The following is a 15,528-nucleotide window of genomic DNA, read 5'->3' as shown; positions in this document are numbered from 1 at the left end:
CGGACGGGACCGTGGGTGGGTGGCGGCCCTCCTCGTGTTCGAGTCCATGTACGGCAGCACCGCAGCGATCGCCGAGGCGGTCGCGTCGGGGCTGGCGGACGTGCGCGTCGCGACGACCGTGTGCGAGGTGGGGCTGGCCGCCGCTCCCCGGTTCCACGATCGTCCGGCGCTGCTTGTCGTCGGCGCGCCCACCCACCAGCGCGGGCTGCCGTCGGCTCGGACGCGTGAGATGGCGCGCGAGGACGCGACGACCGTCTCACCCGGAGAGGGCGTGCGGGAGTGGCTCGACGAGCTGGTCGGCCGAGTCGAGGGCCAGCACGTCGCGGTGTTCGACACGTCGGTGAGCAGCAGGTTCGCGGGTTCCGCAGCCAGCGCGATCAGCAAGCGGCTGACGCGGGCGGGCGGGCGCCTCGTCGTACCGCCCGAGTCGTTCTTCGTCGGTGGCCGCACGAGCGGTCTGCTCCCGGACGAGCTCGAGCGGGCGCGCTCGTGGGGCCACAGCCTCGCGCTGTTCGCCACCGCCGGCTCGGTGTGATCCCGCGTCGATTTCCGGTACCGGGGGTACCGGTTGTTATCGTCGTCGCCGGCCCGCAGCCGCGGACCGGGATCCACACCGCGGAAGGAGGCCGACGATGGCTTCGTCGTCCACCACCGAGACCGGCGCGCTCACCGAGCACGAGCTGACCGCGCCCAACCCGTTCCTGGGCGAGACCGCCACGATCGTCGTCGAGCGCACGCCGCTCCAGCTCCTCGGCGAGGTGCCGACGCAGCGCCCCGCGCAGGACTGACGGACCCGGGCTCAGGCGACCGACGCGGTCCGCGCCCGCGTGATCCCCGCGACCGCGGCACGCAGCCCGATCCGCCCCGCGAGCCCGTCGGCCTGCACCACGGCAGCGGCCCCGTGCCGCGCGAACAGATCCGCCAGCTCCTGCGCCACACCGTTCTCGAACGGTTCCTCGACCTCGAGCAGCGTGCGCGGCCCGTGCTGCACGGCGTAGATGACGGTGCCGAGGAAGTCGTCGGCCGGCGTGACCGTGACCACGGCGCCCCCCGCGTCGACGGGACGCGGCAGCAGGCGCCCGCCGACGTGCGCGACCTCGAGCATGTTGCGGACCACGCGCGCCTCGTCGTCTGCCAGCCCGACGGACGCGTCCAGCGCGTCCAGGTCCGCCAGGACGACGCAGGACGGCGACGGCTCGTCGGCCGACGGGTGCCACGACGCGTCGACCTCGAGCGCCAGGAAGCCGCCGTGCACCGAGTGCGCACCGCGGATGCGGTCGCAGCGCTCGCCCAACGTGAGGCCACGCAGGGGGTTGGAGCGCGTCGTCGAGGTGGATCCGCACGAGCAGGAGATCGCGATCATGCGACCAAGAGTGCGCCCGACCACTGACACGACGCCGCGAGGCACGCCGCGTGCGCGTGATCTGCCGCGTGATCCACCGCGTGATCCACCGCGTGATCTGCAGCGTGAGCGACCTGTGGCGGGCGCTGCACGGGCGGAGCAGACTCGACAGGACGGCCGGCACCGGTCCGGCCGACGGAGGAGATCGGCATGGGGCTCGACGATCTGGTGAACAAGGCGAAGGACGCGCTGCACGGGCACGAGGACCAGGCGAAGGACGCGCTGGACAAGGCCGGTGACGCCGTGAAGTCGCACACGGGCGACGACACGGATCGCAAGGTCGACGAGGTCGTCGACAAGGCGAAGGACTACATCGACAAGGGCGAGGCCTGATACCGACGCCCGGGGGCCGGTGCCGGACGGCGGGTCAGGCGCCGGCCCCCGGCGCATGCCGGTCCAGGAACCGGTACACCTCGGTGGTGTCGACGCCCGGGTAGGCGCCCACGGGCAGCGCCGCGAGCATCGACGCGTGCGGCCGCGCCGACGGCCACGCCTGCCCGTTCCACCGCTCGGCCAGCTCCGAGGGCGGCTGGCGGCAGCACGACGGGTCGGGGCAGCGCGAGCGCGACCGCTCGGTGGTCTCGCGCCCCTGGAACCAGCGCACGTGCGCGAACGGCACACCGACCGACACCGAGAACGCGCCCTGCGACGACGGCTGGACGCGTGAGGTGCACCAGTACGTGCCCGACGAGGTGTCCGTGTACTGGTAGTACGGCGTGAACCGGTCGGGCAGCGTGAACACCACGCGCGCGGTCCACTGCCGGCACACGGGCTGGCCCTCGATCGCGCCGAGCGGGTCGCTGGGGAACACCACGCCGTCGTTCTCGTACGCCTTGTGCAGCGTGCCGCCCTCGTGGACCTTCATGAAGTGCACGGGGATGCCGAGGTGTCTCGTCGCGAGGTTGGTGAAGCGGTGTGCCGCGGTCTCGTAGGGGACGGCGAACGCGTCGCGCAGGTCCTCGACGCTCAGTCGGCGCTCGTTCTTGGCGGCCTGCAGGAACGGGGCCGCGCCGTCCTCGGGGAGCATGAGCGCCGCGGCGAGGTAGTTGGCCTCGACGCGCTGGCGCAGGAAGTCGCCGTAGCTCGTCGGCTCCGCGTGCCCGAGCACGTGGCTGGCCAGCGCCTGCAGGAGCGGTGAGCGGCTGTCGCTGAACCCCGGGTTGCCCTGCGGGAGGTAGATGCGGCCGTTGGCCAGGTCGGTCACCGTGCGCGTGGAGTGCGGCAGGTCGGTGACGTGGTGCAGCGCGAAGCCGAGGTGGGCCGCGATGTCGGCGGTCGCGCGCTGCGACAGCGGGCCGCCCTGGTGGTCGATCGCGCGCAGCAGGTCGCGCGCGTGGTCCTCGAGCTCGGGGAAGTAGTTGTCCTGCGCGCGCATCCGGGCACGCAGCTCGGCGTTCGCGCGGCGGGCCTCCTCGGGCGTCGCCGCGTTCTCGGTGAGCAGGCGCTGCACCTCGTTCTGCAGGCCGACGAGCGCCTCGAGCGCGTCCGCGGGGAGCGAGCGGCCCACCTTGACGGGCGAGATGCCGAGGTTGGCGAACAGCGGCCCGCGCTGTGCCCGCTCGAGCTCGATCTCCATCGCGGCGCGCCGGCTGGGCGGCTCCGTGCTCAGCAGGTCGGTGAGCGGGACACCCAGCGCGTCGGCGACGAGGACGAGCAGCGACAGCTTGGGCTCGCGGTGGCCGTTCTCCAGCATCGACACCTGGCTGGGTGCGCGACCGATCGCGGCGCCCAGGTCGTCGAGCGTCATGCTGCGCGCGGTGCGCAGGTGCCGGATGCGGCGGCCCAGGACGAGCGTGTCGATGGCGCCGGAGGTGGTCGCGTGGCCGGTCGTCGACGTGTCGTGCGCCGTCGACCGCGATGTCGTCGTCGTCATGTGTCCACCGTCACACGGGCGCCCCGCTTCCGTCCAGGAGAAGGATTCCCGATCTTCTTCGCATCCGACGGGGGAAGAACGGGTCCGGCTGCGCGAACGTGGTGATCAGGCGAGAACGCCGAGAAGAACGACCGGATCCCACGGAGGGCATCATGACCACGCAGATCGACCGGGCACCGCAGCCGGGTCGCACGACGACGCACGAGGGCCCCCGCACGGGCGACCAGACCCAGACCGCCGAGGAGCTCGCGGCAAGCTGGGACCTCGACCCGCGCTGGGCCGGCATCCGCCGCAGCCACACCGCGCAGGACGTCGTCTCGCTGCGTGGTTCCGTCCGCGAGGAGCCGACGCTCGCCCGCAGGGGGGCCGAGCGCCTGTGGGAGCTGCTGCACACCCGCACGCACGTCCCCGCCCTGGGCGCGCTCACCGGCAACCAGGCGGTGCAGCAGGTCAAGGCCGGCCTCGAGGCGATCTACCTCTCGGGTTGGCAGGTCGCCGCCGACGCCAACCTCTCGGGCCAGACATACCCCGACCAGTCGCTGTATCCGGCCAACTCCGTGCCGGCCGTCGTCCGCCGCATCAACAACGCGCTGCTGCGCGCGGACCAGATCGACGTCGCCGAGAACGGCCGCCCCACGCGCGAGTGGCTCGCGCCGATCGTCGCGGACGCCGAGGCCGGCTTCGGCGGCCCGCTCAACGCGTACGAGCTGATGCACGCGATGATCGCGGCCGGCGCCGCGGGCGTGCACTGGGAGGACCAGCTCGCCGCGGAGAAGAAGTGCGGCCACCTGGGTGGCAAGGTGCTGGTCCCGACGTCGCAGCACGTGCGCACGCTGTCCGCGGCGCGCCTCGCGGCGGACGTCGCGGGGGTCCCGACGATCGTCGTCGCCCGCACCGACGCCTTGGGCGCCGACCTGCTGACGTCCGACGTCGACCCGCGTGACGAGCCGTTCCTCACGGGCGAGCGCACGGGCGAGGGCTACTTCCGGGTGCGGCCCGGGCTCGACGCGGTCGTCGCCCGCGCCTCGGCGTACGCACCGCACTCCGACCTCATCTGGGTCGAGACGTCGACGCCCGACATCTCGCTCGCGATCGAGTTCGCCGAGCGCATCCACGACGAGCACCCCGGCAAGCTCCTCGCCTACAACTGCTCGCCCTCGTTCAACTGGCGCCAGCACCTGTCCGACGACGAGATCGCGCGCTTCCAGCGCGAGCTCGCGGGCCACGGGTACGCGTTCCAGTTCATCACGCTCGCCGGGTTCCACGCGCTCAACCACTCGATGTTCTCGCTGGCCAGCGGCTACGCGGAGCGCGGGATGAGCGCGTACGTCGAGCTGCAGGAGGCGGAGATCTCCGCCGAGACCGCCGGGTACACGGCCACGCGCCACCAGCGCGAGGTCGGCACCGGCTACTTCGACCGGGTCGCCACCGCGATCTCCCCCGAGAGCGCCACCCTCGCGCTCGCAGGGTCCACCGAGACCGCCCAGTTCACGCACTGATCCGACCTGCACCGACAGGAGCCCGCCATGACCGTGATCACCCCGGCCCCGAGCCGGAACAAGCTGACCGACCCGTTCGCCCGCCCGCGCCTGGAGGTCGTCGGCCCCGACGTGCGCGGCTCCGAGGAGATCCTCACGCCCGAGGCCCTCGACTTCCTCACCGACCTGCACGCGCGCTTCGCCGGCCGCCGGCACGACCTGCTGCTGGGCCGCCAGCACCGGCGCGACCGCATCTCCAACGGCGCCGACCCGCGGTTCCAGCCGCTCACGGCCGGTGTCCGCGCGGACTCGTCGTGGCGCGTCGCCGGGCCGGGACCGGGGCTCGAGGACCGTCGCGTCGAGATCACCGGGCCAACGGACCGGAAGATGACCGTCAACGCGCTGAACTCGGGTGCGAAGGTGTGGCTCGCGGACCACGAGGACGCGATGAGCCCGACCTGGGGGAACGTCGTCGGCGGACAGCTCAACCTGTTCGACGCGATCCGCGGGCAGGTGGACTTCACCACCCCGGAGGGCCGCGAGTACGTCGTGGGCGAGCAGACGCCGACCATCGTCTTCCGCCCCCGCGGGTGGCACCTCACGGAGAAGCACCTCGACTTCGTCGACCGGGCCGGGCAGCGGGGAGCTGCCTCCGCGAGCCTCGTCGACGCGGGCCTGTACCTGTTCCACAACGCGCAGGCGCTCATCGACTCGGACCGTGGGCCGTACCTCTACCTGCCCAAGCTGGAGGGCTACCTCGAGGCGCGGCTGTGGGACGAGGTGTTCCGCTTCACGGAGGCGTACCTCGACCTGCGGTACGGCACCATCCGCGCGACGGTCCTCATCGAGACGATCACCGCCGCCTTCGAGATGGAGGAGATCCTCTACGAGCTGCGTGACCACTGCGCGGGGCTCAACGCCGGCCGCTGGGACTACATCTTCAGCGTCATCAAGAACTTCCGCGCTCGCGGCCCCCGGTTCGTGCTGCCGGACCGCTCGCAGGTCACGATGACGGTGCCGTTCATGAAGGCGTACACCGAGCTGCTCGTCGCGACCTGCCACCGCCGCGGCGCGCAGGCGATCGGCGGGATGAGCGCGTTCATCCCCGACCGGCGCGACCCGTCGGTGACCGACAAGGCGCTCGAGCAGGTGCGTGCGGACAAGCAGCGCGAGGCCGGGCAGGGGTTCGACGGCACGTGGGTCGCGCACCCGGATCTCGTGCCCGTCGCGCGGGCGGTGTTCGACGAGGCGCTCGGCGACCGCGTCGACCAGCGGTACCGGCTGCGTCCGGAGGTCAGCGTCACCGAGGCGGAGCTGCTCGACGTCTCGTTGGCCGGCGGGACCGTGACCGACGCGGGCCTGCGCGGGAACGTCTCCGTCGCGGTGCGCTACCTCGAGTCGTGGCTGCGGGGCGTGGGGGCGGCCGCGATCGACCACCTCATGGAGGACGCCGCGACCGCGGAGATCTCCCGCTCGCAGGTGTGGCAGTGGGTGTTCCAGGGGGTCGTGACCGAGGAGGGCACGCGGATCACCGCCGACCACGTGCGGTCGGTGCTGGCCTCTGTGCTGGCGGACGTGCCGCGTGGTCCCGGGGACCGGTTCGACGACGCGGCGGACCTGTTCGAGCAGGTCGCGCTCGCGGAGGACTTCCCGACGTTCCTGACGGTCCCCGCGTACACGCAGTTCCTGGTCGAGCACTGACACTCGCTTGCTCGGCCCGACCGGGTGGGATCTGACTCGCTGGACGAGCCAGATCCCACCCGGTCTGCGGTGTGTCGGGGGCGTCGCGGCGTAAGGTGGTGGCGGACTGATACCACGAGAGGGGCGTGATGGCTCGGACGCTACGGATGGGTGCAGACGACGAGGCACGCCTGCGCGAGCTCGCTGCGCTCACGCACCGGTCCCTCAACGACGCCGCGGTGCTCGCTATCCGGGAGACCGCCGACCGCTACGGCGTCGCGGCACGGTTCGAGGCAGCGCTGGCTGACGTCGAGCGTGACGACGCCGACATCATCGACGCCCTCTCGCGGTGAGCGACACCCTCCTCCCGACCGCCGAGATCGCTCTCGACCTCTGCGACCGCCAGGGCTGGCGCGTCCGGGATGTCGGCCTGCTCGCGTCAGCCGTGAGCAGGCCGGCGCAGGTCGTCCGGGGACGCGAGGCGTACGTCGGCCTCCACGCGAAGTGCGCCGCGCTGCTCGACGCAGTCAGCCGCTCGCACCCGCTGCTCGACGGGAACAAACGACTCGCCTGGATGCTCGTCGCGGCGACCTACCGGGTGAACGGGCTGCGGATCGTGGCCAAGGTCGACGAGGCCGACGCCTTCATGCGGAGCGTCGGCGGCGACGTCCACATGGGTCTCGACGAGATCTCGTCCTGGCTGTCCTCGCACAGCGAGCCGCTGCCCTGACCGAGGCGCCCGGCGGTCAGCTCTCGAAGTGGCAGAAGAGGTGGCCCGCCGGGTCGACGAGGACGCGGACGTCGTCCTGCGGCTGGTACTCGGCGAGGGTCGCGCCGCACGCGAGGGCGCGCTCGACCGCGGCAGACAGGTCGTCCACGTGGATGTCGAGGTGGTCCTGCATCTGCTGCGCGCCGGGCTGTGCCGGCCAGACCGGGGGCTCGTACAGCTCGTCGGTGCTGAACGAGAGGCCCGAGCCGCCGCCCGGCGGACGCAGGATCACCCAGCCCGGCTCCTCGTCGATCGTCGTCCAGCCCAGCAGGCGGCGGTAGAAGTCGGCGTGCGCGTTCGCGTCGCGTGACTCCAGGACGGTCGCCGACAGGCTGTAGCCGACCCCGTCGACGTGCGTGGTGGCCCCCGCGGGCAGCTCGTCGCTCATGCCTCGAGCCTGCGCCGCGTCTCGTCGGTCCGCGACCCAAACCTCGTCGGGCCCCACACTCGTTCTCACTGCGAAGGGCACGCACGGACGACGAGGGGGGACGCCGCGTGGCGTGGGACGAGATGCTCGAACGGGTGGTGCGCGAGCGCTACCCGCGACTGCTGTCGCACGCGACGCTGCTCACCGGGTCCGCCGCGCACGCGCAGGACCTGGTGCAGGACGCGCTCGTCGCGACGTTCGGCGGGCGCGCGCGGTTCGCGTCCGTGGCGCAGGCGGAGCAGTACGTGCGGCGGGCCGTCGCGTCGCGGTTCGTCGACGAGGGCCGACGACGGGTCCGGGAGCGGGCGCTCGCGGAGCGGGTGGCGTCCTTCGCGGTGCCGACGGTCGAGATCGAGCCGACGGGCCTCGCACGTGAGCTCGTCGACGCGCTCGGCCTCAGCGAGGGCGCCGTGAAGCGGTACACGTCCGACGGCCTGGCCGCGCTCGACGCGCTGCTCGGGACCACCAGCACGGCGGAGACGGTCCCGGTCAACGACCGGGCGGCTCGTTCGGAGGTGCGCGATGCGTGAGCTGTCCGACCTGGTGCGCCAGGCCACCGAGGAGCACGAGCGCGCGCTCGACGGGGCGTTCGACGTCGACCCGCTGATCGACGACGCGCGCTCGCGGTCCGCGCGTCGGCGCACGCGACGGCACGTGGTGCACGGGGTGGTCGCGGCGGTGGCCGTCGCGGTGGTGGCGGTGGTCGTGGTGCGGCCGACGAGCGACCGGTCGGAGCCCCCGCCCCCGGCGCACTCGGTGCCCGCGCCGTCGCCGACACCTTCGACGACCGATCGCATCGTGATGGGCCCGGTCCTGCGCGACGGCGACGGGAAGATCATCGACGTCACCGAGGTGCCCGAGACGACGTCGGCCGCAGCCCTGGCGGGGCTGGACTACGACACGACCGCGACGACGCCGCAGTACGACGACGTCGGGCACGCCGCGACGATCCCCGACCTGCTCCTGCCCGACGGAAGCTGGATCGCGCGCCACGTCCCGGCAAACGCCGTCGATCTCGGCACCGAGAAGACCGTGAAGTGGTCGCGGATGGGGACGTGGGACGGCCGACGGTTCGAGCCGTTCGACTCGACCGCGTCGCTCGTGCCCGGCGACACGCCGCGTGGAGGGTCGTCGGCGGTCGCGGAAGGTCGGTGGGTCGTGTGGATGGAGACATCGAGCCTCAACATCGGCATCGGGCGCTGGCGGATCTTCGCCGCCGATGCCTCGACCGGCAAGGTGCACCTCGTCGCGAAGTTCGAGGACGTCTTCCCGCACGTGAAGGACGGGGACGAGGGCGGCACGGACATGCGGCTCGCGCTCCACGACGGGCGCGTGTACTGGGACGTCGCGACGCGGTGGGACGTCACGAAGCCGAGCCAGCTGGAGGTGGTGTCCGCGCCGGTGGACGGCAGCGGGGCGGTCCGGGTCGAGGCGACGGGAGCCCAGAAGCCGCTCGTCGTCGACGGTCGCATCGCGGTGTCCGTCTACGACGGCACGGGTGAGCACCTGACGCCCTCCGCCCTCGCGTGGCTCGGCGCCGCCGGTCCCGAGCCGTTCCTCAGGTTCGGCGCCGACCGCACGTTCGGCGCCGAACCCGGCGCGTCGGGTTCGCGCATCGCGTTCGCGGTCGAGGGGCGGGTGTACCTGCTCGACGTCCGGACCGGCGCGCTCTCGCGCTACCCCCAGGTGGTGGACGGTGATCTCGGCGAGATCGCTGTGACCGACGAGACAGTGCAGTGGACGGCCGACGCTCCCCGGGACGATCTCCGGGTGCTCGTGCGGTGGCGCGACGACGGTGCCGTGTGGACGGTGCCCGTCGGTTCCACGTGGAACGTCGCGGCCGGCGGGTACTCGGGCTGGACGAACGCGGACGACCGGCAGGTGACGGTCCGCTGGCGCTGAGCTCGTCGGCCGGGCGCCCCTACGCTGGCCGCATGACGGTGCTGGTCACGGGCGGGACGGGGGTGCTCGGCTCCCACGTCGTCGAGCTGCTGCGCGGGCGTGCGACGCCGGCGCGGGTGCTGAGCCGTACGCGCGGGGACGTCGTCGGCGACCTGGTCACGGGCGAGGGGCTGGCGGAGGCGTTCGACGGGGTCGAGACGGTCGTGCACTGCGCGAGCGAGCCACGGCAGCCCGAGCACGACGTGCAGGCCGCCGCGCAGCTGCTCCTCGCGGCGCGGGCGGCCGGCGTGGGCCACGTCGTGTACGTGTCGATCGTCGGCGTCGACCGGGTGCCCTACTCCTACTACCGGGCGAAGCTGCAGGTCGAGGAGCTGATCGCGGACGGCGGCGTGCCGTGGAGCGTGCTGCGCGCGACGCAGTTCCACTCGTTCGTGCCGTTCCTGCTGGACCGGTTCACGGTCGGCGGGATCACGCTGCTGCCGCGCGGTGTCGCCGACCAGCCCGTCGCGGTCGAGGAGGTCGCGCAGCGGCTCGTGGACCTCGTCGACGCCGGGCCGTCCGGGCGGGTCGACGACCTCGGCGGGCCCGAGGTGATCCCCGCCGGAGAGCTCGCCCGCATGACGTACGCGGCGCACGGGGTCGACCGCCGCGTCGTCGAGCTGCCCTTCCCGGGCAAGGCGTTCCGCGCGCTGCGCGCCGGCGCGCACCTGACCCCGCAGCACGCCGAGGGCCGGCGCACGTACGCGCAGTGGCTCGCGCAGTCGTCGTAGGAGCTCGTCGTAAAACCTCTTGGCAGCGCCGACGAGCGGACGTACGGTCGTCGGACACTGGAAGGAGGTGGTCCGAGACATGAAGTCTTCCTGGACGCGTGAGGTGACTGCCCGCTAGTCGCCCGAGACATCGGACGGATTGCCAGATCCGCCCGGCGCCCGCCGGTCAGCCGGCAGCGACGAGCGAATCCGCGGCAGTCACCGCAGCCCGTGGGAGCCGCGATCTCGTCCATCGCGGCAGGGCCCCTGACCGGGGTCCGGCCCACGGGCTGTTCCCTGCCCGGGCGCGGATGCGGACCGGTGGCGACGACCCGGTCGGGACGGCAGTCTGGTCCCGTCCAGCAACGGTGCTGACCAGGAGGTCGTCGTGAAGTTCGAGATCGTCAAGAGCGACAACGGCAAGTACTTCTTCCGGATCGTCGCGTCGAACGGCAACACGCTCGCGCACAGCCAGCAGTACGAGTCGAGGTCCTCGGCCGTCGCCGCGTGCGAGTCGATCCAGCAGCGGGCCGCCTCCGCGACGATCGTCGACACCTCGGCCTGACCTCTGGGGCCGCCACCAGGCGACCGTGCATAGGGTGGGGGACGTGGCACTCAAGACCCCCGCCGAGATCACCGCGATGCGCCCCGCCGGAAAGTTCGTCGCGGGCGTGCTGTCCTCCCTGCGAGACGTCGCGCGCGAGGGCATGACGCTCAAGGACCTCGACGCGCACGCGCACCGCATGATCGACGACGCGGGCGCGCACTCGGTGTACCTGGGATACCACCCGTCGTTCGGCGCGATGCCGTACCCGGGCGTGCTGTGCACGTCGGTGAACGACGCCGCGCTGCACGGCCTGCCCTCGGACCACGTGCTCGCGGACGGCGACGTGCTCAGCATCGACTTCGCCGCGCAGGTGCAGGGCTGGGTCGCGGACTCGGCGCTCACGTTCCAGATCGGCACGCAGACCGACGAGGCCACGCGGCTGATCGACACGACCGAGAAGGCGCTCGCGGCGGGCATCGCGCAGGCGCGACCCGGCAAGCGGATGGGCGACGTGTCGCACGCGATCGGCCGCATCGGGCGCGCGGCCGGCTACGGGATCAACGGGGACTTCGGCGGGCACGGCGTGGGTCGCACGATGCACGAGGACCCGCATGTCGCGAACCTCGGGCGCGCGCACACCGGGATGAAGCTGCAGGCCGGGCTCGTCATCGCGATCGAGCCGTGGTTCATGGCGGGCGGCGACGGCTACACGATCGACCCCGACGGGTGGACCATCCGCACGGCCGACGGCTCGATCGCGGCGCACGCGGAGCACACGGTGGCGATCACGAAGGACGGGCCGGTCGTCCTCACCGCGCGGGACTGAGCGGGCGGCACGCGACCGATGACCTACCGCGTGATGACCGTGCGCACGGTCGTCAATCAGTGAACCTACGCGCGCCAGGCTTTGGGTCGGACCGGGCGACTGCGGTCAGCCTTCCCTATGCGGGGCCACCCGGAGGTTGTAGGGCTGAGGGAGCGGCAGGTCTGCGAGTGACAACTCCTGACGCAGGCTTGTGCGCAGGGCGACGATCAGGGGGTGGAGGTTGCGCTGCCGTCGCTAGCGAAGCGAGACGATGAATCGCCGTGCCGCGTCTCCCTCAGCTGGCTGGGCCAGCAGCATCACATCCGCGATGGCGGACGCCAAGTCGGACGCGTGCCGCTCCGGCGAGGTGCGTTGCGATGCTGCGATGAGCCGCCGGTAGGCGGAGATGAGGTGCGCGACGCGTCGGGCTCGTTGCTCGTTCCGGGTATCGCGTCTACGGGAAGTCTGGTGCACGATCAGACCTCCCACTGTTGCTCCGACGATGTCGGAGTGTACGGGAACGAGCATCGGGAGTTCGTTCGGGCATACGTCGATTCTGTATGGCACAGCGCTCAGGTGGCAGGCCGCTCGGGCGCAGGACTCGGCTGGCGGTGCGTGGACCTGCATGGGGTGATCACCACGCCGAACTGTCGGGCGACTCGCGCGGACTGAACAGGTGATGATCACGCCGTCCTCCGGCAGGAGGCGGGAAGCGGGGCGCCCACCTGCGATGACGACTCCCAGGCGCACGGACCTCCGTGCCCTGACTCCCGGAGCGCTTAGCCAAGATCCCGTGCCCGCGATGGACAACCTGTGCGAGCGCGTGCACCAGGCTGGCTCGATCGGACTGTCCGAAGTGGCTGACCAGCACCCGCTGCCCTGGTTGAATGACCGACATGCGCCGTCTCAGAGTCGAAGCCAAGGACGATCTGCTTGAGTCTTTTATCAAAGACGCGCGCCTCGGGCTGATCGAACTCATCCTCAACGCGCTCGACGCTGACGCGAACAGGATCGAGGTCGCCATCGAGGAGAACGCCGCAGGTGGCATCGACGCCATCACCGTCAGGGACGACGGCACTGGCATGACCCTTGAAGAGGCAGAGGCAGGCTTCAGTGGAATCGGTGGTTCCTGGAAGCGGACAGCCGAGAAGACCAAGGGCGAGCGTGTCCTGCATGGTCACAAGGGACGAGGCAGGTACGCCGCCTACGGTCTCGGCAATCGGGCGGTGTGGGAGTCGGTCGCAGACCAGGAAGACGGCACGCGCAAGCGGGTGCGCATCGAAGGGACTCGCAGCGATCTCCAAGGGTTCGGTATCGAGGTCGACCCTCTGGACGCGACCGACGAGACGGGGACAAGCGTTCGCATTACGGTCCCGACCGCCGAGGCTCAGACTTGGCTCTTGCGGGAGACGGTGCCGGACCTGCTCACCGCGCAGTTCGCGCTATACCTCACGCGCTACCCGAAAGTGGAAATCTGCTTCTGGAACAAGCGGATCGATCCCCAGAAACTGATCACCTCCACCACGGATTACTCACTGGGTGAGTTCCAGGAAGCGCCAGTCGAGCTGAGTATCATCGAATGGAACCGCGCGGTCGATCGCGCAATTTTCTTCTGCGATGAAGAAGGAATGAGCATCGCCGAGGTCCCGGCGCGAATCCACGCGAAGGATCATCAGTTCACCGCATACACAAAGTGGAGCAAGTTCCGGGAAATCAAGCACGATTGGATGCTTGCCGAGATGGGTGGTGGCGATGCCGCACCCGTGCTCGAAGCAGTCAAGGAGAAACTAAAGCTCCACTTCAAGGAGCGCGAAGATTCGCTCAAGCAAAAAGTCATCAAGGAGTGGCAGGACGAAGCCGTCTATCCCTTCGAGGGTGAGCCTGCTAACGAGACAGAGAGCATCAAGCGTGAGACCTTTGACATCGTAGCTCTCGCTGCGTCCCGCGTAATCAACGAGTCTAAGCCGAAGGGTAAGAAACTCGCACTAACGCTGATCCGCGAGGCTACGGAGAACGACCCCGGCAGTCTCAAGCGCGTGCTACAGGACGTCATCGGACTTTCCAAGGAGGAGTTGGCAGAGTTCGACGCGCTCCTCAACCGGACGAGCCTCTCGAACATGTTGCGTGCCAGCAGGGTCATCGGAGACCGGCTCGATTTCCTCGCTCTGCTGGACACCATTATCTGGGAGAAGGAAGCGAAGAAGGCGACCTTGGAGCGTGACCACCTGCACCGACTCCTCGAGGCGGAACCGTGGGTGTTCGGGGAGGAATGGAGCGTCTCGACCAGCGACCAGCGTCTGAGCCGGGTGCTCCGCGAGCACCTGCACCTGCTCGGAGAGGACGTCAGCGTCGCTGAGGACCCGGAGAACCCTGCTCTGTTGCGAGACGGTCGCGAAGGTCGTCCTGACCTCGTGCTTTGGCGCGCAGCCGAAGTCCAGCAGAACTGGCTTGAGCACCTGGTGGTCGAGTTGAAGCGTCCGAAAGTCAAGTTGACGATCAAGGAACTTAACCAGATCGAGATGTACGCCGACGCGGTTCTTCAGGACAACCGATTCGATACCGAGACGACGCATTGGGAGTTCTGGATCATCGGTGATGAGGTCGACTCCTACGTCGATAATCGCCGCCGCCAGCAAACCGCGCCGATCGGTGCTATCCAGCACACGAAGCAGTACACAATCTGGGTAAAGTTGTGGTCTGAGATTCTGCGTGACGCGAACCATCGTCACAAATTCGTTCAGAAAAACCTCGATTGGCAGGCGTCGCGGGATCACAGTGTCGAGCGAATGCGACAGAAATACGCCGAGATGCTGCCCGACATTCTGCTCCGCGATCTCGACTCCGAAGATAATTCAACCGAGCATGCCCAAGAACCGGTCGGTGCGCAGCTTGGCGAGACGGCTTCTGCGCGAACGACCTTGTGACCGGGATTGCCTTGCGGCTGTGATTCGTTCCCTATTCGTCCCCGATCTTCCGCGACGGAGATCGACTGAGAATTCTGCACGCCCGTAGTCGCGTAGCGGTCTAGGCGTGCCGCGGGTCCAATGTGCGGGAGCCCTGCGACAGGGGTATCGCTTAGCCGTCACACCTACGTTTCGCTCCGGCCGTTCCGTCTCACGATCCCCCTCGCGCGCCGCGAGCAGCGCTTCGAATCCCGGTCCATGCAGCCCGGACCACGCGGAGATGTCGTTGTCCTCCTAGACACCGACGATGGTCCAGCCACGCGCTGCCGCAAGCTGCTCGCATCCCTCGCGTTGTCGGGCTACGCCCAACGCCTCGCCGCTGCGATCATGGGAGATGCGCAGGTAGACAGCGACTCGAGTTGGAGTGTCCGTAGGTGTATAGGTTAATGACCGTGTGCACCGGCAACATCTGCCGCTCGCCGATGGCCGAGATCGTGCTGCGTGCGCGGTTCGAGGCGGCCGGGCTGGGCGACGAGGTGTTCGTCGACTCGTCGGGCGTGAGCGACGAGGAGCACGGGCACGGGGTGGACCGCCGCGCGCGGGCCGTGCTCGCGGAGCACGGGTACCCGACCGGCGACGGGCACCGGGCGCGGCAGGTCGTCGCGTCCGACCTCACGTCGCACGACCTGGTGCTCGCCATGACGTCGGCCCACGCCCGCGCGCTGCGGCGGCTCGGCGGCGACGACCGCGTTCGCATGTACCGCTCGTTCGACCCCGCGGCGCCGACGGACGGCCCGGAGCACCTGCTCGACGTCGACGACCCCTGGTACGGCGACCGCTCGGGTTTCGAGACCTGCCTCGCGGAGATCGAGTCGGCCGCGGACGCGATCGTGGCCCACGTCCGCTCGTTCGTCTGACCCGGTGCTGGGCGTGCGACCAAGCACTTGGTTGCGCGGAACGGCTCGCGGACGCGACCCAGAGCTTGGGTGCGGG

The 15,528-nt window shown here is 70.4% G+C and carries 17 protein-coding genes; 14 read left to right on the top strand and 3 right to left on the bottom strand.

Features of this window, described 5'->3' with window-relative positions; all coding sequences use genetic code 11:
* The first annotated feature begins 19 nt into the window (after positions 1 to 19).
* On the top strand, positions 20 to 535 hold the full coding sequence (locus AW16_RS0113885; protein WP_029291345.1) for a flavodoxin domain-containing protein: 516 nt from the start codon (positions 20 to 22) through the stop codon (positions 533 to 535).
* A gap of 97 nt (positions 536 to 632) precedes the next feature.
* Complete coding sequence (locus AW16_RS18500; RefSeq protein WP_156044189.1) at positions 633 to 788, top strand: hypothetical protein; 156 nt, start codon at positions 633 to 635, stop codon at positions 786 to 788.
* Between the two features lie 11 nt (positions 789 to 799).
* Here the strand turns inward: AW16_RS18500 and AW16_RS0113875 are convergent, their stop codons facing one another.
* Complete coding sequence (locus tag AW16_RS0113875) at positions 800 to 1,363, bottom strand: hypothetical protein (RefSeq protein ID WP_029291343.1); 564 nt, start codon at positions 1,361 to 1,363, stop codon at positions 800 to 802.
* A gap of 189 nt (positions 1,364 to 1,552) precedes the next feature.
* Here AW16_RS0113875 and AW16_RS0113870 point away from each other — a divergent pair, with 189 nt between their 5' ends.
* Entirely contained in the window at positions 1,553 to 1,735 is a 183-nt protein-coding gene (locus tag AW16_RS0113870) for an antitoxin (RefSeq protein WP_029291341.1), read from the top strand.
* Positions 1,736 to 1,769: 34 nt separating this feature from the next.
* On the opposite strand, the gene AW16_RS0113865 is transcribed toward AW16_RS0113870, so the two are convergent.
* Positions 1,770 to 3,275, bottom strand: coding sequence for an XRE family transcriptional regulator (locus AW16_RS0113865; protein WP_029291339.1), 1,506 nt, complete (start codon positions 3,273 to 3,275; stop codon positions 1,770 to 1,772).
* 152 nt (positions 3,276 to 3,427) lie between these two features.
* On the opposite strand from AW16_RS0113865, the gene aceA reads away from it, so the two are divergent.
* The 4 genes from aceA to AW16_RS0113845 all read left to right on the top strand — a co-directional run bounded on the left by aceA (position 3,428) and on the right by AW16_RS0113845 (position 7,163).
* Positions 3,428 to 4,774 carry an isocitrate lyase gene (gene aceA / locus AW16_RS0113860; protein ID WP_029291337.1) on the top strand — a complete coding sequence of 449 codons (1,347 nt, stop codon included), beginning with the start codon at positions 3,428 to 3,430 and terminating at the stop codon, positions 4,772 to 4,774.
* 27 nt (positions 4,775 to 4,801) lie between these two features.
* The gene (aceB, locus tag AW16_RS0113855; protein ID WP_029291335.1) at positions 4,802 to 6,454 is read left to right on the top strand and encodes a malate synthase A; all 1,653 of its coding nucleotides are present in this window, start codon (positions 4,802 to 4,804) and stop codon (positions 6,452 to 6,454) included.
* A gap of 146 nt (positions 6,455 to 6,600) precedes the next feature.
* Positions 6,601 to 6,786 (top strand): hypothetical protein, encoded by a 186-nt coding sequence (locus tag AW16_RS0113850; RefSeq protein ID WP_029291333.1) that lies wholly within the window; start codon positions 6,601 to 6,603, stop codon positions 6,784 to 6,786.
* Positions 6,783 to 7,163: a type II toxin-antitoxin system death-on-curing family toxin gene (locus AW16_RS0113845; protein WP_051681958.1), complete on the top strand. Its 381-nt coding sequence runs from the start codon at positions 6,783 to 6,785 to the stop codon at positions 7,161 to 7,163. The genes AW16_RS0113850 and AW16_RS0113845 overlap by 4 nt, the downstream gene beginning before the upstream one ends.
* A gap of 16 nt (positions 7,164 to 7,179) precedes the next feature.
* Here the strand turns inward: AW16_RS0113845 and AW16_RS0113840 are convergent, their stop codons facing one another.
* Entirely contained in the window at positions 7,180 to 7,590 is a 411-nt protein-coding gene (locus AW16_RS0113840) for a VOC family protein (RefSeq protein ID WP_051681957.1), read from the bottom strand.
* A 107-nt stretch (positions 7,591 to 7,697) separates the two neighbouring features.
* Here AW16_RS0113840 and AW16_RS0113835 point away from each other — a divergent pair, with 107 nt between their 5' ends.
* The 7 genes from AW16_RS0113835 to AW16_RS0113805 all read left to right on the top strand — a co-directional run bounded on the left by AW16_RS0113835 (position 7,698) and on the right by AW16_RS0113805 (position 15,452).
* Complete coding sequence (locus AW16_RS0113835; RefSeq protein WP_051681956.1) at positions 7,698 to 8,159, top strand: sigma factor; 462 nt, start codon at positions 7,698 to 7,700, stop codon at positions 8,157 to 8,159.
* Positions 8,152 to 9,531, top strand: coding sequence for a hypothetical protein (locus tag AW16_RS0113830; protein ID WP_029291326.1), 1,380 nt, complete (start codon positions 8,152 to 8,154; stop codon positions 9,529 to 9,531). The genes AW16_RS0113835 and AW16_RS0113830 overlap by 8 nt, the downstream gene beginning before the upstream one ends.
* Positions 9,532 to 9,563: 32 nt before the next feature.
* The gene (locus AW16_RS0113825; protein ID WP_029291324.1) at positions 9,564 to 10,301 is read left to right on the top strand and encodes an SDR family oxidoreductase; all 738 of its coding nucleotides are present in this window, start codon (positions 9,564 to 9,566) and stop codon (positions 10,299 to 10,301) included.
* Between the two features lie 367 nt (positions 10,302 to 10,668).
* On the top strand, positions 10,669 to 10,845 hold the full coding sequence (locus AW16_RS18210) for a YegP family protein (protein WP_197021630.1): 177 nt from the start codon (positions 10,669 to 10,671) through the stop codon (positions 10,843 to 10,845).
* A 43-nt stretch (positions 10,846 to 10,888) separates the two neighbouring features.
* Entirely contained in the window at positions 10,889 to 11,653 is a 765-nt protein-coding gene (gene map, locus AW16_RS0113815; RefSeq protein WP_029291323.1) for a type I methionyl aminopeptidase, read from the top strand.
* An 866-nt stretch (positions 11,654 to 12,519) separates the two neighbouring features.
* Positions 12,520 to 14,556, top strand: coding sequence for an ATP-binding protein (locus tag AW16_RS0113810; RefSeq protein WP_029291321.1), 2,037 nt, complete (start codon positions 12,520 to 12,522; stop codon positions 14,554 to 14,556).
* A 425-nt stretch (positions 14,557 to 14,981) separates the two neighbouring features.
* Positions 14,982 to 15,452 carry a low molecular weight protein-tyrosine-phosphatase gene (locus AW16_RS0113805; protein WP_029291320.1) on the top strand — a complete coding sequence of 157 codons (471 nt, stop codon included), beginning with the start codon at positions 14,982 to 14,984 and terminating at the stop codon, positions 15,450 to 15,452.
* Positions 15,453 to 15,528: the final 76 nt, after the last annotated feature.

It is taken from the genome of Cellulomonas sp. HZM, assembly GCF_000708885.1.
Classification (GTDB): domain Bacteria; phylum Actinomycetota; class Actinomycetes; order Actinomycetales; family Cellulomonadaceae; genus Cellulomonas.
The sequence above is the reverse complement of the archived record's forward strand: the minus strand, read 5'-3'. Positions and strand labels throughout refer to the sequence as shown.